This is a genomic window from Legionella spiritensis (genome assembly GCF_900186965.1).
In the GTDB taxonomy this organism is placed as follows: Bacteria; Pseudomonadota; Gammaproteobacteria; order Legionellales; family Legionellaceae; genus Legionella_C; species Legionella_C spiritensis.
Genome location: NZ_LT906457.1, coordinates 2,775,027 through 2,798,139, shown reverse-complemented (window position 1 = coordinate 2,798,139; position 23,113 = coordinate 2,775,027). Strand labels below are relative to the sequence as shown.

Below are 23,113 nucleotides of genomic sequence, written 5' to 3'. Positions count from 1 at the left end.
CCGTTATGCTGTTGATAACCGGAGGAGGACGTATGAGTCAGCAACTGCAATTGGCATCCTTAAATTTGCCTGTAGGCAGTCTTGATGCGTATATTCATCGTGTTAATCAAATCCCCATGCTCACTGAGGAAGAGGAATTTGATTGTGCAGAGCGATATCACCGGGAAGGCGATCTGGACGGCGCCCGTCGTTTGGTCCTCGCCCATTTGCGTTATGTAGTCCGGGTAGCCAGAGGGTATCTGGGATATGGTTTGCCGCTTAACGATCTGATCCAGGAAGGTAATGTGGGCCTGATGAAGGCCGTCAAGCGTTTTGACCCGAAAATGGGTGTGCGGCTGGTTTCCTTTGCCGTACACTGGATTAAAGCGGAAATACATGAATTTGTATTGCGTAACTGGCGTATTGTCAAAATTGCCACAACCAAGGCGCAGCGTAAATTGTTTTTTAATTTGCGGCGAATGAAAACAAGACTTGGCTGGATGAATAACGAGGAAGTGGATGCGGTAGCTAACGATTTGGGTGTGAGCCGTGAGGAAGTATTGCTCATGGAGCAGCGCATGAATGCCGCTATGGATACTTCTTACGACGCGTCCGGATCGGATGATGACGAGGATGCTTTCAAGGCGCCTGCGCATTATCTTCATGACGCCAACAGTGATCCTGCGCACTTGATTGAGCAGGAGCGCGGTGATGAGCAGGGTCGCGACCAGTTATTCCATGCTATGGAACGTCTGGATGAACGCAGCCAGGACATTTTACGGCAACGCTGGCTGGCCGATGATAAAATGACACTGCATGATTTGGCCGATAAATACGGCGTTTCGGCGGAACGCGTTCGCCAGCTTGAAAAAAATGCCATGAAAAAGCTGCGTCAGTATATTGAAGATGTGGCTTAGGACGACGTTTCATTGAAGTTGTCATGCTTGTTTGTTATTGCTGCGACAGCCGGTCAGGTCATCTAGGTCGGGCGCCTCGCCCGGCGTTTCCAACGAGACAATCAATCCTGTTTAAAAAACAGAACCTAGTACTGCTTCCATTTAGTTTTGACAGGTTAACTGTCATTCCCGCGAAGGCGGGAAACCATTCCTGATGTGGCTCAGTGCTTGATTCAGTGTGGATCCCCGCCTTCGCGGGGATGACAAAAAGACAAACATTCTGTGCAAGCCAACCGGTCAAAACGAAATGGAAATGGTAATAGTACTCATCCATTTCGTTTTGACCGGTTGTGATATACAAATGGTTCTAAAATTGTCTACGTGCCACGACTTGTTCGCGGCATCCAGGAGTGTGTCGTTCTGAACTTTGAACCACTGGTTCCCGCGAACAAGTCGCGGGACGTAGACGTTTTTTAAGAATTAAAACCATACAAAACTGAATGGAAATAGTTGCAGTGCATCAGCCGTCTGCTTGTATACGTGTTTTTTTAAACGTCTAATGATTGTAAAAGCTTCTCTCTCGTCGGTTCATCAACAAACGCTCGCTCAATAGCCATGCGGGTAAAATGTAGCATATCCTGATCCGTATATTGGAATGTTTGCTGCACTTGCCGGTATTCGTTGGCTAAATCCGTGTGAAAGAAAGGAGGATCGTCCGAATTGATGCTGATAGAGAGGCCGGCGTCCAGCAATTTTTGAATGGGATGAGCGGGTATGTCTTTGTACAAACCGAGTACTACGTTACTGGTGGGACAGACTTCCAGAGCAATATTTTTATCCCTGAGGCGGGCGATGGTTTCCGGAGAGTGAATGGTTTGCACACCATGGCCTATACGTTCGATAGGCAAATAATCCATCGCTTCCTCCATCCCGGCGGCAGGGGCAAACTCACCGGCGTGTACGGTACCATGCAAACCACCATCGACAGCAATTTCATACGCTTTGACAAATAATTTGGGTGGAAAATTGATTTCATCACCCCCAAGTCCAAATCCGGTGACGCAAGGCAGATCTTCTTTAATGGCTTGTTTGGCAACCTTGATTGCGGAATCGACACCAAAATGGCGTACTGCGGTAATAATAATTCTGCCAACGATGTTATATTGTTCACAGGCATCGTCTATGGCTTGCTGAATGGCTTTCAGATGTTCACTGGAAGGAATTCCGCTGGTCATTTCCGCATGATCGGGTGAATACATCATTTCGGTGTACACGGCGCCGCCCAGGGCGTTGGCTTTGAGGTATTCAAACGTCACATCATAATAATCCTGCGGTACTTTGATCATCGCGGCAATCGCGTCATAGGCTTTTAGAAACGCCATGAAATCGACATGGTTATAACCTTGCTCATCGGATGAAACCAGATGCTTTGGAAATGGGATCCGATTGCGTTGAGCGAGCTTTCTCGCCAGTACCGGAGAAATAGTTCCTTCCAGGTGAACGTGTAATTCAGCTTTTTTAATGGTCATTGACGTTTATTCCTAGTGTTTGTCTATGCAGGAATGGTAACTTATCGCAAAACGGGATAAAATTACAATAAAAGTAGTTCAGTAAATCAGGATTCATTATGAGTAAAGACGATATCAACAAGGCTTTCGTCAGTCCGGAAGATAAATTTTTATTCCAGTTCGATAGCGAGCACGAGAAATCCGCGTCCCAATTAAAGGAAATAAAAAAGCACAAGCGAATTGCCGCGCTTCGTGATAATGCAGAGCGCTCCGATAAAGATAAGGAAATCTGGGAAGAATTCTAGCTTTTACAAAAGAGCGGTAGCCCGTAAGGAGGCCTGAGGCCGTATTGCGGGTTTCATGTTCAATATTGTCCCTTATCCCGCATTTCGTCTTCGCCTTCATGGCGGGCTACAGGAAACACGACCTGCCTAACCGATGCTCGCGTGCAGGATCTTGTAAGCCAGGATTGTTAATAATGATGCGGCCGGCAAGGTTAAAATCCACGACATAAAGATATTACGGATGACAATCAGGTTTAATGCGCCGATGCCTCGGGCCAGGCCTACCCCCAAAACCGAACCGACCAGGGTCTGGGTTGCGGAAACCGGAATTCCCGTGCTGGTTGCGACAACAACGGTTGTGGCGGCCGCGAGAGTAGCTGCAAAAGCCCGGCTGGGCGTTAACGCGGTAATGGAACTGCCTACGGTTTCAATGACTTTCCTGCCATACATTAAAAACCCGACCACGACACCAAAACAACCAAAGAAAATAATCCATGCCGGGTATTTATCAGGATCAAACGGTTGATTGGCATGGATAACCAGGCTGTGGACAATAGTCAATGGCCCCACCGCGAGGGCGACATCATTGGAACCGTGAGCAAAAACCATGGCACAGGCCGTAAGCGCCATAAGGACGGCAAAATATTTTTCAACCTGTAAAAAACGCTCCCGTCGCCTGATCCTTGGTGTTTCCGGAATACGGCGGATGAAAATCATACCTATGATCGTGATGGTAATACTGGTCGCCAGTGTAACGGCAAGATCCTGTTTTAAATTCAGATGAATATCAAAATGATTCAATCCTTTAAAGACCGTAATAAAAGATAATACGGAGCCGACCAGAAAAAGATAAATGGGGATATAAAGTTTTGCTTTTTCCAGGGGATCGCTTTTAACAAAAATACTTTGCTGGATACTGATGAATAATGAATACCCTGTAATTCCCGCGATGAGCGGCGATGTGACCCAACCGATAGCAATGTGATAAACCTGGCGCCATTGAATGGCGTCAGGTCCAAGTACAACGACACCAAAACCGACCATGGAACCCACCAGCGCGTTGGTGATGGAAACCGGGACACCTAAATAGCTGGCCAGATTCATCCAGATGGTACAGGCCATTAAAACACTGAGCATGCCTTCCACAAGGATAATCGGTTGATCTGACAATTGACTGGTGTTGATAATACCGTCCCGCATGGTTTCTGTGACACCTTGCCCACCTAAAAAGGCACCGGCAAATTCAAACAGGATGGCAATAATCATGGCCTGACGAACGGTAATAGCCTTGGAGCCCATAGTGGTACTCATCACATTGGCCAAATCGTTAGCACCAACACCCCAATTCATAAAGAAGCAAAAGATGACTGCGGCAAAAAACAGATAAAGAGAAAAATCCATAGATATTACTACCGGGCAATAAGTATTTGCAGCCGCCCGCCCACAGTCTGGGCATGATCGGCCAAATCACCAATCCATTGAACCAATTTGTAGAGAAAAACTACTTCAATAGCTGGTAATTCCTTTTCCAGTTCAAATATACGATGCCTGATATCGGCTAATTTTTCATCACTGTCATGCTCAATTTCATCGAGCGTGACTATCATTTCTTCCACAATTTTGACTTCGCTGCCACGAAATCCGCTTTCCAGCAGTTCATCCAGTTCGTTAATGGCTTTGCAGGCTTGCTTGGCCGCATCAAGGCAGCGTTCCAAAAAAGGCATAAATACGGCAGATAGCGTGGAAGGTATGATCATCTTGCGGCTGATAATCAGGCCGGCAATATCCTCTGCCCGATTAGCGATGCGATCCTGGGCGCTGAGCAACTCAAGCAGATCGGTGCGTGATACCGGTAGAAACAGTCCGGTTGGCAAATGCAGACGCAAGTCGCGCTTAATAAGGTCGGCTTCCTTTTCAATAGCACAAATTTTATCTTTGATCTTGGTGGCCGTTTCCCAATCCTGTTGAAGCACGGCTTCAAATAAAGGATGCAATTGCTTGGCACAATGATACGTTTTACGCATGTGTTGCTCGATAGGCCTGATTGGAGACGGCCCGAACATATTGAATATGCTACCCATCATCGTTACGTATCTGAAAAAAGATTAGGCCATTATAACGAAACTTTTCATAGAGCAAAACTATTCAGTAATTATTTGGCACATTATTGCGAATTGTTGGAGCGGCTGCCGATAAATCTCGCATTTTGAAGTTTCCTGGGTTTAGTCCTGCTACACTGATTATCAGGGTCGGGATAAAATTTTTTATATACCGGCAACAGCATCGGTTGCAAACATTCAAAAGGATGGGAACATGAAGAAATGGATTCTGGTGTTATGGTTTGTTGCCGTACAGGTTATAGCAGCGCCTATGATCACAAAGGTCATTGATCTGCACTACCAGAATGCGGATCAGGTGATTAAACTGATTCAGCCTTTGCTTACGGACGGAGAAAAAGTCAGTGGCTCCGGACAGACGCTGATTGTTAAAGTAACCCCGCAAACCTTGACGCAATTGCGTGCCGTGCTGCATAAAATAGACCAACCGCCGGTCACCTTTAAAATCTCTGTTCATCAGGGCGATTCAAACTGGCTGGCCAGTCAGCATGACGATGCCATGGTTATCAGTACGCAAATGCCGACCAATCAACCTCAAAACCAGTCGGTAACCGTCATGAACGGTGAATCGGCTTTTGTGAGTACCGGTGAAGATCAACCTGTCCTGAGTTCGGTAGGGATAGGATGGTTTACCGGCGTTAACTACGATCGCCGCTTGTTGCAAAACGGTTTGCTGGTGGAGCCAGTCCTGCAAGGACAGAAGGTGAAGTTAACTGTAAAAAGAATTCGTGAACAGGATAGTTACACCAGTAACCAGAATTTTAATGAACAGAAAGTCATGACAACGGTATTGGTTCCGCTGGATCAATGGGTCGTTCTGGCGAGTGCCGATGGCAGCCAGCCAACTGCGGATTCCAATACCATGGTGTATACGGCCGGGAGTACCTATCAGCAAAATTCAACGCTTTACATCAAAGTGAATGTGGTAGGAAAGACCAGTTCGGGTATTGGCAAATGACATGATGACACCATACCTTGTACCGCAGGATAGATGATGTTTATTTCGCGAACAACGGAACGCGTGTGTAAAATGGTTTTTCTGGCTGGGCTGGCTACCCTGGTCGTGACGTATTTTTACAAGGACAGGTTACCGGATCCCGGGTTTTATGATACGCAAAAACTGGTGACGCCGACACAGACGCCAACCAGTGAAAAACCGTTTGCTCTAGTGGTTAACAAGCAGAATTATGTCATCAAACCACGTTACGATTATGATTTGAATGGCGTCATTGTTTCCTACAGCAATGCGGATGGTTTCGGCAATATTACCCATCATGATCGCTGGAAGGATTTTATCAATTTACGGGATCTGTGTGTGATTTGGGGCGATAACGTCAAATCCGGGATTTATAAAAAAATGACCTTCAGCAGCGATAGCTGGACTTGCTGGGTTCATTGGTCCGATCCGACGGTATATTCGAAATTCAGGAATAACGCGTTGTCAAATAACCATCTGCTTACTGATAATCTGGCCATCAAACGGACTTTGATGAAAGCTCAGGTTGGCGATCAAATTCGTATTCAGGGAGTCCTGGCCGAATACGCCAACCCTGAGAATCACTTCAATCGGGGAACCAGCATCACACGCGATGACAGAGGCAACGGCGCATGTGAAACCATTTATGTGCAACGATTTGACATCATTAAACGGGCGAACGCGGGACTGCGAGGATTTTATGTGTTGATGATGTGGGTGACCGGTATCAGTCTCGCAGTCTGGCTGCTGCTGTTTTTTCTGGTTCCTCATCAGAAATATTAGGGCGGGTTCTGCACACGTACGTGTCCATGATATTCGGATTACATCTTGACAAGGTGGCGTAATCGCAAAACAATATCGCCCAAATCCGTGTTTAATCGTAACTGCTCACCTTTTTCTTACGTGTCCGGACTTGTCTCAGGCATCCGGTACGTAAGCAAGGGTGGGCATGCCTGCCATCATTGAGGAACAGTCATGCAAATTGCCAGTATAAAAGGTCGGGAAATTATTGATTCACGTGGGAATCCAACCGTGGAAGCGGATGTTTTTCTGGCGAATGGGGCGATGGGGCGTGCCTGTGTACCGTCCGGAGCGTCGACCGGCAGCCGGGAAGCCTGTGAATTGCGTGACGGCGAACCGAATCGTTATGCCGGCAAGGGCGTGCGCAGAGCCGTTGAACATATTAATCACGTTATTAACCAGTCGCTAAAAGGTATGTCGGTCGCTCATCAGGATGACATTGATCGCAGATTATGCGAGTTGGATGGCACGGACAATAAATCCCGTCTGGGAGCTAACGCCTTGCTGGCCGTTTCCCTGGCCTGTGCCAGAGCGTATGCCAATGCCCGGCAGCAACCGCTCTATCTTGCGTTAAACCATGGTGAAACGATGACCATGCCGGTGCCTATGATGAATGTCCTTAATGGTGGCGCACACGCAGACAACAACGTCGACATTCAGGAGTTTATGATCATGCCTGTCGGCGCGGCTGATTTTACCTCGGCATTACAAATGGGAGCGGAGACGTTCCACGTATTGAAAACGGTTCTTAAAAAACAAGGCCTCAATACGGCGGTAGGTGATGAAGGTGGTTTTGCGCCGGATTTGAAATCCAACCGCCAGGCTCTGGATATGTTGGCCCAGGCCGTGGAACTGGCCGGATTCAAATTGGGGCAGGATATGGTCTTTGCCCTTGATGTTGCCGCATCCGAATTGTATGAAGGCGGTTATTATCATCTGGCTTCGGATAAGAAAAAATTAGATAGCGAGGGTATGATCGCTTATTATACCGATCTGGTTTCTTCCTATCCGGTTGTAAGCCTGGAGGATGGTCTGGATGAGGGAGACTGGAACGGCTGGCAGCAATTGACCGGTGCTCTCGGCGATCGTTTGCAATTGGTTGGAGACGATTTGTTTGTGACCAACCCTGTTATTTTACAGGAAGGAATCAATCAAAAAATAGCCAATGCTATTTTAATCAAACTTAATCAGATTGGTACCTTAAGTGAAACAAGACAGGCCATTCAATTAGCCCATGCCAATGGCTATCGCTGTGTCATGTCCCATCGTTCCGGGGAAACCGAAGATACGTTTATCGCTGATCTGGCCGTTGCAACAGGATGCGGACAAATTAAAACCGGTTCGCTTTGCCGCACGGATCGTGTAGCAAAATACAATCAGTTACTTCGTATTGAAGAAATGTCCCATTTTCCCTATGCCGGGAAAACCGCTTTGGCCCAAGGCTGAGGTTGTATCCGTCAGCAGATTGTGGCTGTGGTAGTTTACTAATGGTGGCATGGCTAATCCTGGTAATGTTTTATACGGACTTTTGGGGCAAATTCTCGCCAAAAGTTCTGTCTGCAGTATATAATGTATAAAACTATTCTCACCTGGTTAATCTATGCGATCCATTGTGGCCATTTTGATACTGGCTTTAGTCGGGCTGCAATATAAATTGTGGCTTGGGGACGGCAGTATCCTGCAATGGCGGCAACTGGAAAGGAAAATTATCGGCCAGGAGAAAGAAAATCAGAAACTTCTGGCCCGTAATCATGCGATTGAAGCGGATATTATGGAGTTGAAAAGCGGGGAGCAGGCTCTGGAGGAGCAAGCCCGCTATGAGCTTGGCATGGTTAAAAACAACGAGACCTACTATCAGTTCGTTGAGTAACCGTCAGGATGGGTTTTTAAACGGCAATGAATTCCACCGGCGTTTTTTCAGGCGGGTGTTCCCATAGACTGACGACATAGCCCCCGCCACCGGAGCCCGTTGGTTTGACGGCTAACGCGCCATTGTCCAACAGCAGCTTCATGTGATGCAATAAATTTTCACTGACTAATCCCCAGCGGGCAAAACAGGACGCACTTTGATTAATCGCATCGGCCAGTAAGGACAAAGCGCAAGAATCATTTGATTCCAGAGCTTCACGGGCCTTACTGGCGGCATTATCCATATCCTCATCAATACCGGACGCTTCCACGCTGTCGTTTTCCCAAAGCTGGTTAACCGTCTGAATGCAATGAGCCGTGATGCCAATCTGTCCGCAGGAAGATAAATACCAGTGAGGTTGCCAGTTTTGTCGTATGGATTTGATTTTTCCATCCTGATAAAAAATACCCGCATCGGTAGCGACACCCGCAATATCAAGGCCGCTGCTTTGTCCATGAAATAAATTTTCCAGTTGCCGGGCGAAGGTGGCGACGGTATCGGGATGAATTAATTTCTGGGCGGAAAACCAGCGGGCCATTGCCACGCAGAGTGCGGCTGAGGCCCCCATGCCAACCCCTATGGGTATGTTGCAATGTAATTTGAAATGGCCGGTTAATCGATTCAACGAGTCTCCAATCAATTGCTGACCTCGTTCAAGAACGCTCCAGAATAAAAGCCGAATCTCGGCTCCGGTGTCGCCACTGCAATCGGCGCTGAGTTCTGACACGGAAGGGACGTAACTCAACGATAATTGTTTCTGTCTGATTGGAAATACTAATGCTCCCTTGCCTCTGAGAACCGAGTGTTCGCCGGCAAGAATCCATTTACCGCAAGTTACGGTATTAAAATCACAGAACATCGTAATTCCCAACCAGGTTATCATGTTGAAATTGTTTCGCCATCTCGGATTGTTCCGGTCTATACAGTAAATGGATATTGGGGCCGGCATCCATGGTGACTATGGGACCATCGCCCTTTTTTTCCCATAATTTCTGGATAAGCCGTAACAATTCCTCGCTTTGCTCCGTCATATAGGAGAAAGGATTACTGCAACTGCTGAATAATTGATGCATATCGTGAAATTCCCGCCAGCAAATCCTGTAAGCATTTTCCCAATCCTGGTTATGTAGCGCAATGAGCAACACTTTCAGGTTTTCAGTGGCTCGATGTGGGCGCTCCAGGTAACCAGGACTTGATTTTATTCGTTGATGCGCCTCACTGGATGGAACCGATTTTTCCGCATGACTGATGATGATCACCTGGTGCAGAAGTTTGTTATATGGCAAATCCACACCTTTTACATCGTTTTCTTCCCATAAAGCCCAGGGTGAAAAAAAAGAACGGCAGGACGAACCGGAACCAATACGGCTAAGTTCCGCCTGTTTCTTAATGGACGGAGGATCAAACCGTTCCAGTTCGCTGAGTGCGAGGATGGTGCATTTGGTCAGGGCGGCGAAGCTGGACGCGGAACTGGCTAGCCCGCTGCCAAGAGGAAAATTATTTGTGGAGCGCACGACAAACGATCCTGAATACTGAAAATGATCTTTGAGAAATTGCAAATGGTTGAGGTAACGTTGCTGCGCCTTGGGGGATAAGGTAAACGGTGTGGCGCCAGGTATGTGCAGTGGTTCCCAGATATCTTGTTTTCCGGAGTGCGGTTCCAGGACAACGCTGCTTAACAGATGGTTTAGGGTGTATGACAGGGACGGGTTATCGGGGATGTTTTTACGGTCGTCTTTTTTACCCATGTACTTGATAAGGGCAATATTCGCTGGCGCTTGGGCAAACCAATGCATTTTTTTCTCCTAGTTAATGGCCTGGGGCATCATTCCAAAGAATTTTATGCAATTGTAACTGAAATCGCACCTGTAATCGGTCTTGTATGATCCAGTTGGCCAATAAAGTCGGATTTAACTCAGTCCAGCTTGGGGAAAAGAGCACCTGGGTTATCTCCGTAAGTTGGTGCGTTAGTATTATCTGGCAGGCCCAATCGTAGTCTTCCCGGTTACAAATGACGAATTTGATTTGATCCGTTCGTTTAAGTCTGGCCAGATTGCCGAATAAATTTTTATCGCATTCCTGTGAGCCAGGTGTTTTCAGATCCATGACGATCATGACTCTGGGATCAACAAGCGCGATATCGCGCGCTCCGCTGGTTTCCAGTGATACCTGATAACCGGCGTTACAGAGCTCTTCAAGCAAGGGAATACAACCGGGTTGGGCCAGAGGCTCCCCACCGGTGACGCAGACATGCGAGCATTCATAACCGGCTACCCGGGTGAGGATAGCCTCAAATGTTAAAACAGTACCTCCGCTAAAGGCGTAAGCCGTATCGCAATACTGGCAGCGAAGCGGACAGCCGGTAAGGCGAATGAAAACCGTGGGAAGCCCCACGGTGGTTGACTCCCCTTGTAAGGAATGAAATATTTCCGTAATACGAAGTTGCTGCAGTATACGAGTCATGAAGGATTTAATGATTTTAATTTTGCCACGGCCAGTTGGGCGGTAGGCGTGTCAGGAAAATTTTTAACGACTTGTTGCAGACGGCGTCTGGCTTCACTTTGTCTTCCCGAAGCGGCCAGGGCGTAGCCGATTTTCAGACTGCAAGCCGCCGCTTTGCTTGATGTTGGAAAGTACTTGAGCACGACTTCAAAATGTTCGATGGCTTCATTGTATTCTCTCTTGACCATATATAACTCGCCAAGCCAGTATTGCGCGTTTGCCGTATAACCCCCTTTGGGATACTGGGTAACGAATGTCTGCATGGCGGTTAATGCGTCGTCGTAACGTTTGTTTTTCACGAGTTCATAAGCCGCCAGATAGCTGATTTGTTCATCAGCCGGATTGCTTCTTGTTGGAGTTACCGCGGCGGCCATCGTATTTTGATGGCGGGCACCGGAATCCGTGGCGGTGCTGGAATCAGTCGGTGATCCCATGGATAATTCCGTATTCGGTTGTGTTGCCGCCTGGTTTGATTGACTAGTCGCTCCTTGTCTCAAACGGGCGTCCAGATCTTTGTAAAACGCCAATTGCTGTTGCTGTAATTGTTGTAAATTATGGGTCAGCACCTCAACCTGGCCACGCAATTCCTGAATTTCCTGTTTCATGTTCTGCACTTTATCCAGAAGCTCGGCGTTACGATCGTTATTGTCCGCAGGATCGTCTTTGGCCAGAGGTATTTCCTCGTCGTCAAAAGTATCATCAAGTTGTGCTTTGGCAACAGACTGCTCCATGGCAGCCTGTTGTTCGTCAAGAATGGCAAAATTTTCACTGTCGTCTACGACCGGAGCTTCCGCGTAGGCGGGTACGGCTAATATACAACAAAAAAATAGTGCAAATAAGCGTTGTTGTGCGCTCTTCATCGGGTAGCCTCATAAGTTAACTCAACACGTCGATTCTGGAGGTGGGACGCCTCGTCGTGACCGAGATTAATCGGACGCTCCTTGCCATAGCTTACCACGCGAATCTGGGTTCGGTTAACACCGGCCATTCGCATTAACTGCGCCACGGTATTGGCGCGCCGTTCGCCGAGTGCGATGTTGTACTCGCGGCTTCCTCGCTCATCGGTGTGGCCGGCGAGCAACACGCGAGCTCCGGGATGGGCTATCAGGTAGTCGGACTGCGCATCCAGGGAAGCCCTGTATTTGGGCGCAAAGGAACTGTCGTCGTAGGCAAACAGGTAAAGCTGGTTATGGGGCGCCTGGGTCGTATAGGACTCGCCGGGCTGTTGGCCGGCAAAGCGGGTAAATTGACCCAATCCCTGAGATGAAGCCTCGCCGTCGGCCATGTCCGCGCTTCCCGGCATTTTTTTTGAACAGGCAGCGAGCAGGATAACGCTTGCGACAACAAGGCCCAGCTTTAGAAACGATTGAGCTTTCATCCTTTATCTCCTTAGTAATTCTTGGTTAACCATAAATAATAAACTTGCAAAAATGATTTCCGAATTAAATCATACCATTTTGAATTAATTTAATGCCATACGGATTTTCGTCATCCCGAACGCGGGGAAGGATATCCTTTGCCCCTGTACGGCATCTGTTGCATACATTCAAGGAAAAGTATGATGTTGCCCTCTTAAAACACCACAGTGGCGAGTCATTGTACAATTGTTTTTATCATTTCGCTATCGTCAAAAAGGGCTGGTTATCGGTTATTTGTCCTTTTGATAACACCGACAACAAATTCCGTTAACTGGTTCGTAAAGCTCAAGGTTGCCTGATTGGCTGCCAGCACTCCGCCGTAAGGGGATTCCCGGGGGCAAGGTATGCGCAGACTGATGATACGAGAGGCTATCACACGGTTGTCGTCAAGATGCGTGAGAACAATTTTGGCTATAAAATGGATGGTACTGGGTTTTTGTAAAAAATTCTGTTGCAGTTCAATAAGTTGTGTATCCAGGCGATAATCGGTTTTTTCCGAGGTCGGACTGGATGCGACAGCGTAAAAATACCCGCTTCGCTGCAGGCTTTGCATAATAAGGGGAAACAGCATGTCAGCCGGAGGGTTGGCCCAGGCATTATAAGCGAACGAACTGATTTCAAAAGGTTTTTCCATATATAACATTTGTTCGGTCTGGTATCCTCCCACGGCCTCCGGCGCATTGACAAGAATGGAGACGGACGATTGGTGGTTCGCAAGTTTTTTAGCGCTGTAAGCGCTTAATTTATACTGATTGGTGACCACTGATTTTACAGGCGAGCAACCGCCAAGCAGCGTACTGGCGAGAGCGAGCAGAATAATCACGAACCTGTTCACATTTATTCTCCTGGTCCTGGGGGAGGCGGTTTGGTGCCCCGAATAATGACGGATGGATTACGCTGCATTTGCGTGCTGACCTGTTCCAGGTTAGCCGCGATATGGTTTAGACGCTGTAACAAAAGCACTGCCGGAGGAATGGTTTGTTGCGACAGTTTATCCAGCGCCGTTTTTCCGGCATCCATCGTCGATGACACTTTCGTGCCCGCCGCAGAAATATTGTGAACGCCGTTTTTCAGCTCTTTAACCATCTCCGGAAACTGCTCGCTTGCCTTGGCCATATTGCGTAATAAAACATTCGCATGTTGCAGGCTTTCCTTGATGCTTTGTTTATTTTCCGCGATGGTATCCGTGAAAATCTGCAAATTGGCCAGCGTTTTTTTAAGATGTTCCGTGTTTTCCTTGTCAAAGATTTTTTTAATGTCCATGCTGACGCTGTTTATATTTTCAGAGACGTCTTTCAGAACCTTGTCCAGCTGGTTAAACAGTGAGGGACGGCTTGGAATCACAGGATAAGGTTCCTTCGCTTTTTTTTGCAGGGGGGTTAAATCGGAAGAGCTGGCCGACAGGCCGATATACGTTGTGCCGGTTATCCCTTGAGAAATCAGGGTGGCGGTGGTGCTGGTCGTAATCGGTGTTCCTTCCTCAATAGCCAGTAAAATCCGGACTTGTTGCGGGTTAACATGATTTAAGGCGATTTTTTTTACATAGCCAACCTGCACGCCGTTGAATTTGACGGGCGATTCCCCGCTTAAACCGGAAACGGCTTCATGGAAGTAAACCGCATAGGTTTTGTATTGTTTCTGGTTGAATCCCACCGATAACCACAGGGCGGAGGCGAGCAAGGCGCTGGTAAGAATCAGCACCGACAGTCCGACCATCGTGTAATTGGTTTTCGATTCCAAACAGAATGCTCCTTATTGTCTATTTCCACAGTTTAGAGATTACTGAAGTATTCGGCAATCAAAGGATGCTTGTTTTTTATTAATTCGTCCATGGGAGCGGCGCATAAAATTTTCCCTTCGCCAACAAACGCGATTCGGTCTGCAATTCGTTTGAGTGACTCCACATCGTGGCTGACCATAACCACAGTCAAATTCAAGGCGTCTCGCAAGGATAGAATTAATTTATCAAATAATCTGGCGCTACGCGGATCCAGTCCTGTCGTCGGTTCGTCAAGGAATAACAATTCCGGATCCATGGCGATGGCGCGAGCCGCCGCTGCCCGCCTTTGCATGCCCCCGCTCAACTGGGAGGGAAATTTGCCGGCGGCTTCTTTCGGTAATCCCACCAGCGAAATTTTCAGCATGGCTAACTCCCGCATGAACTCCTGATCAAGCTCCGTAAATTCACGCATGGGAAACATGATATTTTCAATCACGGTCATTGCCGAAAAAAGAGCGCTGTGCTGAAAAAGCATCCCCCATCGCTGACGTAATTTGTCGGCTTCGCGGTTGGACAGGGAGGCAATGTCCTGCCCGAAAATTTTAAGAAGGCCGGATGTGGGTTTAAGCAACATGAGCAAACTTCGTAAAATCGTTGTTTTACCGCTGCCGCTGCCGCCAATGATGGCAAATATTTCACCCTTTTCAACGGTCATGTTCACATCGGAATGCACCCATTGTCCGCCCAGGTAATTTTTTAATCCCTTGATTTCTATTACCGGTTCGGTCATCTAAATGCCCATCCAGCTGTAGACGACCGAGAAAATGGCATCGGCGATAATAATTAAAAAGAGGGCTTGAACCACGCTTTTGGTTGTCTGACTGCCTATACTGTCCGCATTCGCTTCAACAAGAAAGCCTTGCGCGCATCCGACTAACGCGATGATAACCGCAAAGGCGGGCGCCTTGTAAAGACCCAGCATGAATTGATCCAGACCGACGGAGTCTTTTAACCGGATCAGAAAATCAATATGGCCTACGTCCAGCATCCAGTTTGACATGAGCATGGCGCCGATGATGCTGAATACATCGGACCAGAAAATCAGCAACGGAAAGACGATGAGCAAGCCAAGCACCTTGGGCATGACCAGTAACTCGACCGGTGATAATCCCATGGTATTTAAGGCGTCAATTTCCTCGTTGATTTTCATGCTGCCAATTTGCGCGGTAAAGGCGGAACTGGTTCTCCCGGCGACAATAATCGCTGTTATCAGGGGAGCGAACTCACGAAAGATAGCCATTCCCGATAAATAGGCGATAAAAATATTGGCGCCATAGGTTTGCAGCTGCAAACCCATTTGATAGGCGAGCACTATTCCGATCAGAAAGGACAAAAGCCCTACAATTGGCAGGGCCTGAATCCCGCTGGAATCAATAATCGAGGCAATGCTCGGCAGATGAAAACGGCGCCATTGCGCGCAGGCTTCAAAAAATCTCGAGGTTAAATCACCGAGCAAAATCACGAAACCGTCGGTTTGTTTTATCTTGTTGATCGTTTCCTTGCCGATTCGATAGAGTATGTCTTCCCGCTTTGGTTCAGGAACATGGTAACGCATGATTTCCTTTTTGGATTGAACCAGATCAAGTAATGACTTCTGTTCAGAATTGAATTCGATGAGTTCGACTTCCTTGCCTTGTTCGCTGAGAAAATCAGTGCAATGTATCAGGGCCAAAGCACCCGCACTGTCAAAATGACTCAGTTTTTCGCCGCTGATCGATAAATTTTTTTCAGAAGGCAAGGTTAGATTGTCCAGCCACTCGTCAATACCGTCCAGATTGGAGATAGACCAGGAACCCTGACACAGGAGCAAATTTTTATTTTCATTAAAGACAAGTCCGGCAACAGTATTTTTCTGGGTCATGATTGTCATTTTTATAAGAAATAGCCTAGGATAATACGAAACCACTTGCTGCAGCAAAAAAACCATGAAATATCATAGTTCAAATCGGTTAAGTGCTCAGATTTTGGTCGCTATCGTTGCTGGAATAGCGCTTGGTATATTATTTAATCAATTTCGGGATGTAGATTGGTTAACGAATTATCTGGTGGAAGGCGTGCTTGATTGGGGCGGGCAATCTTTTATCGCCATTTTAAAAATGATGGTTGTGCCGGTTGTGTTAGTCTCCCTTGTCTGCGGAAGTTTCAGTCTGAGCAATGCCAGTGAGTTTGGCCGGGCGGCTGTTAAAACGATATTTCTGTTTTTGTTAACCACCGCCATGGCCATTTCTCTTGCGTTGCTCGTTTCAACCTGGGTCGATGTTGGCAGTGGTATTACACCGCCCGATGATCAATCGGTAAAAATGATTGTGAAAGCGCCGACCCTGAAAGATACCCTGTTGGCCATTTTTCCTGATAATCCCGTTGCCGCGATGGCCGAGGGGAAAATGTTGCAAATCATAGTCTTTGCCTTATTGATTGGTGTTGCAATCAGCAGTCTGGGTTCAAAAAGTGATCGTATACGGCAATTATTTCGTGATATGGATGACGTAGTCATGACGATGGTGCACCTTATTTTTTATGTGGCGCCGTATGGGATATTCTGCCTTGTTTGCGTGTTGTTTGCCCGCGATGGCTATATGATATTGGGACAGCTTGTCGGGTATTTTCTGACAGTTCTCGGTACGTTGTTACTGCAAATAATCTGTGTTTACGCCTTGCTTCTCAAAATTTTTACGGGATTGTCGCCGATACAGTTTTACCGCAAATTCTGGCCGGCTATGTTATTCGCCTTTTCCACGTCCAGCAGTAATGTATCTATTCCCGTGACGCTGGATCGGGTGCGCAGCAAGCTGGGCGTTAGTGAATCCATTGCGTCGTTTGTCATTCCCCTGGGCGCAACAATTAATATGGACGGCACGGCGGTTATGCAGGGTGTGGCTACGGTATTTATTGCCAACAGTTATCATATCCCGCTTGGGATAAGCGGTTATTTAACCGTAATTCTTGTCGCAACCATGGCGTCCATTGGTACGGCAGGCGTTCCCGGGGTTGGATTGATTACATTAACCATGGTATTAACCCAGGTGAATTTGCCGGCGGAAGGTATAGCCATGATTATCGGTATTGATCGTTTGCTGGATATGGTACGCACAGCGGTCAATATTTCCGGAGATGCCACCATTGCCTGTATCGTAAGTAACAGCGACGCAGCTCTGGATAAACGCATTTTTTATGAGGACGATACTGGCGATTAGGCTCTGTGAAAATTTTGGTTCACAGAGCCTGGAGTGTATTCTTCACGGCAGGTATTGAAATGATTTTGTTGGTTTATCCATAGACAGATCAACCTGCAAATCGTGGATAAATGTCCTTTTTATAAGGACGACACAGATACTGAATATTGGCTATTGCATTCTTTTTGCAGGTGGATAATGTGACGGTTCATAAAAAATTCTTGAGTGTTCTCTGGAAGATGGATCCGGGTTATTTTCAATTAAAGCTCGCGTTTAAAACGACGCTGGCTATCGTGATTGTCCTGTTATTGTTGTATAAGGAATCGTTAAATATCAAAATGATGGCGACGGTTGCATGCGGTATGTCCATGCAAGGGATCACGGCGACCACCTGGTTTTCCCGGATGAAGCAGATCCTGTTGCTTGATACGATCTATTTTTTTTCATTTGTATTGGGTCTTCTGGTACGGGACTCGCCGTATTGCACGGCTGCCACCTTGATTATCCTGGGTTTTACCGTGAATTATGTGCGTCGTTTTGAGCCGGAAAACAATATGGCGCCAATGATGGCCTGGACGTTGTGTTTTATGGCTACGATACTTCCCTTTCAGTCCGGATCCCAGGCGTTGGGTCATCTGCACGCTTTACTGCAAGGACTTATTGTTGCGGCGTTGGTTATGTTTCTGGTTTTTCCCCGCAATTATACGAAGCTTTTTGTCAGAAATACCAACCTGATATTTGATACGTTAGCTCACGGGATGGATGAGCTCAGACGGTTTCTACTACAGGGCTTTCATAAAGATGATTTTGATGCCCTGCCTTTTGACAAAATGAAAGAAAGCCTGCAACATTTACTGGATAGTAATCAAACGATAGAACAAAAAGGCCGTTTCAACAATCGGCAGAAATTTCTTGCCGACACCCTGCTTCATCTTTATATACTGGTGAATGCCTATGACATGATGCTGGCGTCATATCAATCCATTTGCACAAAAAAATATCACTTGACGCGAGCTGCCCGTCGTCGTTTAAGCCTGATCAATAAACATTTTGCCAGGACATTCAGAGGTGTGCGTCTGGATAAGGATTTTTCATTCAGTGGACGAATAACGGCCGTGCAATTCCCTCAGATTGACAGGAAATTCAGTAAAGAATCATCAAGTGATCCGAATCTGATACTTGCTCTCTTGAATCTGAAATTAAGTGTTACCCTTCTGTATCAGCACCTCAACGAAATCCGGCGGGGTCATGATGACTATTAGAGCTACGACCAGGATGGGTATTCAGGCGGCTATCGCCATTTTTCTCGCAGAACTGATTAGCCTGACGCTGCACATGGAAAGAGGTTATTGGACCACGCTGACCGCTATGGCGTTAACCGCTCAAACATGGGGAGAAAGCGTCAAACGCTCTTTTGAACGAGTCACCATGACGATCTTTGGCGGCGTGGTAGGTACCGCCCTGTATTTCTCGCTGCCATCTGATCCGGCCACTATAGCCGCCATTCTGCTCCTGTTTGTTTTTTTTACAATTTACTTTTTCCCCATTTTTCATCTGGCGGGTGTTTTCACGTTGACCTGTTTTGTGGTTTTTTTATTCGCCATGTTGGGAAACTGGACTATATTGCTTCTGGAAGAGAGAGTTTTTGATACCATACTCGGGGCAGCCATTGCCTTGCTGGTCAATTGCTTTTTTTTACCGGACAAATCCGATGCGCAGGATTTATTTATTACCCATCTTGAACGTTCCAAAGCTGCGCTGTCATTGACGTTTTTCAAAAAGACTTCCGTGGTTGAACCCGTAACCAGCCATGTACTATCCGTTGAATTTCAAACTATTAGAAAAAAGGCGTTATCAAGCCGGTATGAACTTCTTTTTCACCGCTTGAATAACCGTAATTTTAATTTGCTGATGAAGCAGGCAACATTTTGCACCCAGTATATCATTACGTTAATCAATACCTATCGCTGGCTGGAGGTTTATTTATCCGAGGAAGATAAAACACATATCCGGCAGGCAGCCGAAGTGACGGTACATAATTTGGACGTTATGATTAAGCAATTAAAGAAGGAAACCGATTTATCGATGCTTCCTGCCACGAATGTAACCGGTTTGTTGACGGAGGCGATAAACCAGGATTCGGTTCGTTTTGCCTCTCTGGATAACCAGGTTCTGGGTTTTTTTAATCTGATGTATTATTTTACGCGTCTGAATACTCGCCTGAATGAAATTTTTGTTCTTTTTGGAAAAATGAAATAGGGGTTGATTTTCCGGGGGGACTCTTCGCGATACCCGGAATGGCGCTGATTAGACGCGTTTGCAGCCGTGGCATGCCGCATCAACAGCTCCCGGGTTTTTGTTGTCCTGAATAATCCGCAAGGCCGGTAGTTGATAAGGGTAAATTGTGGTAAGATACGAGCCATTTTATGGCCACATGGATCAATATGCAGGATCTTTACAGCCAGTTTGAAAAACGCAAACAGGATCACATTGAACTTGCCTTGATGTCTTGTAATCAAGCCAGTGACATGAATGGTCTGGATAATGTTTTTCTTGCTCATGAAGCGTTACCGGATGTTAATTTTGCCGATATCACAATAGCGACCCGGCGTTTTGGCCGAAGCGCGGACAAACCCTTTCTAGTCAGTTCCATGACGGCCGGACATCATGATGCGGCGCGGATTAATCGCCATCTTGTCACTGCGTGTGCTGCAACAGGATGGGTGATGGGGGTTGGTTCCCAACGACGCGAGCTGACCGATAACGAGGCGGCTTTTGAATGGCAATCCTTGCGTCGTGATTTTCCCGATGTCCACCTGTTAAGCAATATTGGTATCGCTCAGATTATTGATGCTCCGGTGAGCCGCATTCGGCGTTTGACGGATGCTTTGGAGGCTCGGGCACTGATTGTTCACTGCAACCCTCTGCAGGAAGTGATTCAACCGGAAGGTACCCCGCAATTTGCAGGGTGCTGGCAGGCCTTGTCGCGACTGGTTTCCGAATTAGCTATCCCTGTTGTGATTAAGGAAACCGGATGTGGTTTCTCTGTCTCTACCTTGCGGCGCCTGAATGATATCGGTATTGCCGCCGTGGATGTCAGCGGGTTGGGAGGAACGCATTGGGGCCGTATCGAGGGACACCGGGCCGGCGAACATCCTCTTCGGCAACAGGCAGCCGCAACGTTTGCGAACTGGGGTATTGATACGGTGCAAAGTGTTAAAAACGCCATGGCTATTCAACCCGGATACGAAATATGGGGATCCGGCGGTGTACGCCATGGCCTGGACGCGGCAAAATTGTTTGCGTTAGGGGCATCCACCGTTGGTTTTGCCAAACCTATGCTGGAGGTCGCTTTATCAGGGGAACAACAGGTCATTGATCGTATGATGGCCATTGAATATGAATTGAAGGTTGCCATGTTTTGTACGGGCACTCGTAAACTTTGTGAATTAAAGGGGAAAGCATGTCAATAAATCATCATGCTGATCAATTATTTCAAGGGTTTTCCAGATTAAATCGGGAAGAGCGTTTTCAACGTTTAATACAAATGGGTGCCTTGACTGTAGACGATATACAATTTTTAAAGGAAGGCGGTGTACAAGGTACGGCATTGGCTGACAAGCTGATTGAAAATGTGATTGGTTATTTTCAGCTGCCGCTAGGCGTGGCGACCAATTTTTGTATTGATGGCGTCGATTATGTTATCCCTCTCGCCGTTGAAGAAACGTCCATTATTGCGGCATTGTCCAAAACGGCAAAATGGATCCGGCAGCATGGTTCCATTCAAACCAGGGTGGATGGCGAGTGTGTCCTTGGTCAGATTCAGTTGGCCAAGGTTAAGAATTTTGCCGGTTTTGCCACAATTTTTAACGAGAACAAACATTTTTTAATCGAAAAAGCGAATGAAGATGTTGCAGCCGAGATGGTCAAACGGGGCGGAGGCGTGGTTGATTTACAACTCCGTCGTTTGCAGCGTGAGGATGGTCATGACATGGCGGTGATTCATTTAACCATGAATTGCTGTGACGCGATGGGTGCCAATATTCTTAATCAAGTGCTTGAGTACTTGAAAGAGCCGCTGGAAAAATTGACCGGTGAGCAAGTCACCATGTGTATTTTGTCCAATTTAAATGATCAAAAACTGACAACCGCACGGATTACTATCAATGATGTTGAGCCTGAGTTGGGGCTGCGTATCCAGGAAGCGTCCCTGTTTGCAGAATCTGATCCGTATCGCGCCGCAACACATAACAAGGGTGTCATGAATGGCATCGATCCTGTTTTAATTGCCACAGGCAACGACTGGCGGGCGGTTGAAGCGGGTGTGCACGCGTTTGCAGCGCGTTCGGGCCGTTATCAGGCCATCACACAATGGCGCTATGAACAGGGGCAATTGACAGGACAGTTAACCGCACCCATCATCGTCGGTACGGTGGGCGGCGTGACGGCCCTGCATCCTGCGGCAAAAATGTGTTTGAAGATGATGAATATCGCATCGGCCAGCCATCTCTCGCGCGTGATTGCTGCGGTTGGCCTGACCCAGAATCTGGGCGCAATAAGGGCGCTATGCACGGATGGCATTGTGCAAGGTCATATGAGATTGCACCTTGATAATCTGGCTCTGGTTGCCGGAGCAACGGATCATGAGATGCCGGTACTCAAGGAAAAACTGCAGCATTGGTTACGTATCAATAAACGAATCAGCTTAAATAATGCTTATGAAATGCTGGCTGAAATCCGGCAAGCCGCAGGCTGAATTCCATGTTTTGAATGGTTCTGTGGACTTGCGATATAAACTCAACCGGAATAACGGCAATCCCTGATTGGATATTATTTTAGTGACAACACCCTGAATTATGAATTGGTCTATCCCCGCAAAAACGTTTCTGGTTGGTGAATACGCTGCTTTGGCCGGCGGGCCTGCCATTATTCTTACAACAACCCCTTGCTTTCAAACGTCGCTGATTGCGACCGAAACGCTCGACGGAATACATCCGGAGTCTCCGGCTGGCCAATGGTGGTCAACGCACCATGTTTCATCACAGGGGTTACGTTGGTATGATCCATATCAGGGGCTGGGGGGACTGGGCGGCTCAAGCGCTCAATTTATCGGTGCCTATCTGGCCAGCTGTCATCTTTTGCATGTTAAAGCCAGTCGTCAGGTTCTGCTGGACGCTTATTATCAATCCTGTTGGCGTGGTGACGGATTACGGCCCAGCGGCTATGATGTTCTGGCTCAGACACAACATCGCTGCGTCTATATCAATCGCCATAATGACATGATTGAAACGTATGACTGGCCATTTAAGGATTTATCTTTTTTATTACTTCATAGCGGTCAAAAACTGGCTACTCACTACCATCTGCAGCGAGTATCACTGCCCTCGGCGACCGCACAGTTATCAGAGATTGTGGAACAGGCTAAATCCGCTTTTGAGCAGGCAGACAGCGCGTTATTAATCAAGGCCGTGAACGACTACCAGCAACAGTTGGCCGATCTTGGGTTAGTAGCCAGGCACAGTTTGAATTATCTTGACAGGTTGAAATCAAAGTATCATATATCTGCCGCGAAAGGTTGTGGCGCAATGGGAGCCGATGTTTTACTTTTAATTCTCCCCAACGATACCCTCGATTTTCAAAAACAGAACCTGGAGGAGGAAGGATGGACGGTACTTGCCAGTAGCCGGGACTTATATACGGGCAAGACGCTTTTAAAAAATAATCCCCCAAAAACACTTGAAATTTTGCCTTAATAAGGTATCATTCCAGC

The 23,113-nt window shown here is 47.2% G+C and carries 24 protein-coding genes; 12 read left to right on the top strand and 12 right to left on the bottom strand.

Translation table 11 applies throughout. The features are described 5' to 3' along the window. The first annotated feature begins 32 nt into the window (after positions 1-32). Entirely contained in the window at positions 33-896 is an 864-nt protein-coding gene (gene rpoH / locus CKW05_RS12690) for an RNA polymerase sigma factor RpoH (protein ID WP_058483139.1), read from the top strand. Between the two features lie 527 nt (positions 897-1,423). Here rpoH and CKW05_RS12685 read toward each other — a convergent pair. Then, positions 1,424-2,404, bottom strand: coding sequence for an adenosine deaminase (locus CKW05_RS12685; protein WP_058483140.1), 981 nt, complete (start codon positions 2,402-2,404; stop codon positions 1,424-1,426). Between the two features lie 98 nt (positions 2,405-2,502). Between CKW05_RS12685 and CKW05_RS12680 the strand changes: the two genes are divergently transcribed. Next, a complete protein-coding gene (locus tag CKW05_RS12680) occupies positions 2,503-2,688 on the top strand; it encodes a CBU_0585 family protein (protein ID WP_058483141.1) in 186 nt (61 codons plus the stop codon). 126 nt (positions 2,689-2,814) lie between these two features. Here CKW05_RS12680 and CKW05_RS12675 read toward each other — a convergent pair whose 3' ends face one another. Together CKW05_RS12675 and CKW05_RS12670 are read right to left on the bottom strand one after the other, a co-directional pair. Then, entirely contained in the window at positions 2,815-4,068 is a 1,254-nt protein-coding gene (locus tag CKW05_RS12675) for an inorganic phosphate transporter (RefSeq protein WP_058483142.1), read from the bottom strand. Between the two features lie 8 nt (positions 4,069-4,076). After that, complete coding sequence (locus CKW05_RS12670) at positions 4,077-4,730, bottom strand: TIGR00153 family protein (protein ID WP_231950763.1); 654 nt, start codon at positions 4,728-4,730, stop codon at positions 4,077-4,079. A gap of 250 nt (positions 4,731-4,980) precedes the next feature. Here CKW05_RS12670 and CKW05_RS12665 point away from each other — a divergent pair, with 250 nt between their 5' ends. From CKW05_RS12665 to ftsB, 4 genes are all read left to right on the top strand, one after another. After that, on the top strand, positions 4,981-5,742 hold the full coding sequence (locus CKW05_RS12665; protein ID WP_058483144.1) for a type II/III secretion system protein: 762 nt from the start codon (positions 4,981-4,983) through the stop codon (positions 5,740-5,742). A gap of 33 nt (positions 5,743-5,775) precedes the next feature. Then, positions 5,776-6,543, top strand: a complete 768-nt coding sequence (locus CKW05_RS12660; protein ID WP_197697345.1) for a hypothetical protein — start codon at positions 5,776-5,778, stop codon at positions 6,541-6,543. A gap of 192 nt (positions 6,544-6,735) precedes the next feature. Next, entirely contained in the window at positions 6,736-8,007 is a 1,272-nt protein-coding gene (eno, locus tag CKW05_RS12655; RefSeq protein ID WP_058483146.1) for a phosphopyruvate hydratase, read from the top strand. Between the two features lie 154 nt (positions 8,008-8,161). After that, on the top strand, positions 8,162-8,431 hold the full coding sequence (gene ftsB, locus CKW05_RS12650) for a cell division protein FtsB (protein WP_058483147.1): 270 nt from the start codon (positions 8,162-8,164) through the stop codon (positions 8,429-8,431). Positions 8,432-8,447: 16 nt separating this feature from the next. Here ftsB and CKW05_RS12645 read toward each other — a convergent pair whose 3' ends face one another. The 9 genes from CKW05_RS12645 to CKW05_RS12605 all read right to left on the bottom strand — a co-directional run bounded on the left by CKW05_RS12645 (position 8,448) and on the right by CKW05_RS12605 (position 16,031). After that, complete coding sequence (locus CKW05_RS12645) at positions 8,448-9,329, bottom strand: mevalonate kinase family protein (RefSeq protein ID WP_058483301.1); 882 nt, start codon at positions 9,327-9,329, stop codon at positions 8,448-8,450. After that, positions 9,319-10,266: a diphosphomevalonate/mevalonate 3,5-bisphosphate decarboxylase family protein gene (locus tag CKW05_RS12640; RefSeq protein ID WP_058483148.1), complete on the bottom strand. Its 948-nt coding sequence runs from the start codon at positions 10,264-10,266 to the stop codon at positions 9,319-9,321. Before CKW05_RS12640 ends, CKW05_RS12645 begins: the two co-directional genes overlap by 11 nt. Before the next feature lie 13 nt (positions 10,267-10,279). Further along, positions 10,280-10,933 carry a 7-carboxy-7-deazaguanine synthase QueE gene (gene queE, locus CKW05_RS12635; RefSeq protein ID WP_082642753.1) on the bottom strand — a complete coding sequence of 218 codons (654 nt, stop codon included), beginning with the start codon at positions 10,931-10,933 and terminating at the stop codon, positions 10,280-10,282. After that, a complete protein-coding gene (ybgF, locus tag CKW05_RS12630) occupies positions 10,930-11,832 on the bottom strand; it encodes a tol-pal system protein YbgF (RefSeq protein ID WP_058483149.1) in 903 nt (300 codons plus the stop codon). The genes queE and ybgF overlap by 4 nt, the downstream gene beginning before the upstream one ends. Beyond that, positions 11,829-12,350, bottom strand: a complete 522-nt coding sequence (gene pal / locus CKW05_RS12625; protein WP_058483150.1) for a peptidoglycan-associated lipoprotein Pal — start codon at positions 12,348-12,350, stop codon at positions 11,829-11,831. The genes ybgF and pal overlap by 4 nt, the downstream gene beginning before the upstream one ends. Before the next feature lie 263 nt (positions 12,351-12,613). After that, positions 12,614-13,225, bottom strand: coding sequence for an ABC-type transport auxiliary lipoprotein family protein (locus CKW05_RS12620; protein WP_058483151.1), 612 nt, complete (start codon positions 13,223-13,225; stop codon positions 12,614-12,616). A 2-nt stretch (positions 13,226-13,227) separates the two neighbouring features. Beyond that, positions 13,228-14,130, bottom strand: a complete 903-nt coding sequence (locus CKW05_RS12615; RefSeq protein ID WP_065238389.1) for an MlaD family protein — start codon at positions 14,128-14,130, stop codon at positions 13,228-13,230. A 32-nt stretch (positions 14,131-14,162) separates the two neighbouring features. Then, positions 14,163-14,900, bottom strand: a complete 738-nt coding sequence (locus CKW05_RS12610; protein WP_058483153.1) for an ABC transporter ATP-binding protein — start codon at positions 14,898-14,900, stop codon at positions 14,163-14,165. Continuing rightward, entirely contained in the window at positions 14,901-16,031 is a 1,131-nt protein-coding gene (locus tag CKW05_RS12605; protein ID WP_058483303.1) for an MlaE family ABC transporter permease, read from the bottom strand. A gap of 64 nt (positions 16,032-16,095) precedes the next feature. On the opposite strand from CKW05_RS12605, the gene CKW05_RS12600 reads away from it, so the two are divergent. The 6 genes from CKW05_RS12600 to CKW05_RS12575 all read left to right on the top strand — a co-directional run bounded on the left by CKW05_RS12600 (position 16,096) and on the right by CKW05_RS12575 (position 23,096). Further along, positions 16,096-17,364, top strand: coding sequence for a dicarboxylate/amino acid:cation symporter (locus tag CKW05_RS12600; protein WP_058483154.1), 1,269 nt, complete (start codon positions 16,096-16,098; stop codon positions 17,362-17,364). A 179-nt stretch (positions 17,365-17,543) separates the two neighbouring features. Next, a complete protein-coding gene (locus CKW05_RS12595; protein WP_133141167.1) occupies positions 17,544-18,605 on the top strand; it encodes a hypothetical protein in 1,062 nt (353 codons plus the stop codon). Next, positions 18,592-19,602 carry an FUSC family protein gene (locus tag CKW05_RS12590; RefSeq protein ID WP_082642754.1) on the top strand — a complete coding sequence of 337 codons (1,011 nt, stop codon included), beginning with the start codon at positions 18,592-18,594 and terminating at the stop codon, positions 19,600-19,602. The genes CKW05_RS12595 and CKW05_RS12590 overlap by 14 nt, the downstream gene beginning before the upstream one ends. 185 nt (positions 19,603-19,787) lie before the next feature. Continuing rightward, positions 19,788-20,816, top strand: a complete 1,029-nt coding sequence (gene fni, locus CKW05_RS12585) for a type 2 isopentenyl-diphosphate Delta-isomerase (RefSeq protein WP_058483304.1) — start codon at positions 19,788-19,790, stop codon at positions 20,814-20,816. Further along, complete coding sequence (locus CKW05_RS12580; protein WP_058483157.1) at positions 20,807-22,099, top strand: hydroxymethylglutaryl-CoA reductase, degradative; 1,293 nt, start codon at positions 20,807-20,809, stop codon at positions 22,097-22,099. The genes fni and CKW05_RS12580 overlap by 10 nt, the downstream gene beginning before the upstream one ends. Positions 22,100-22,199: 100 nt before the next feature. Next, positions 22,200-23,096, top strand: coding sequence for a hypothetical protein (locus CKW05_RS12575; RefSeq protein WP_058483158.1), 897 nt, complete (start codon positions 22,200-22,202; stop codon positions 23,094-23,096). The last annotated feature ends 17 nt before the right edge of the window (positions 23,097-23,113 follow it).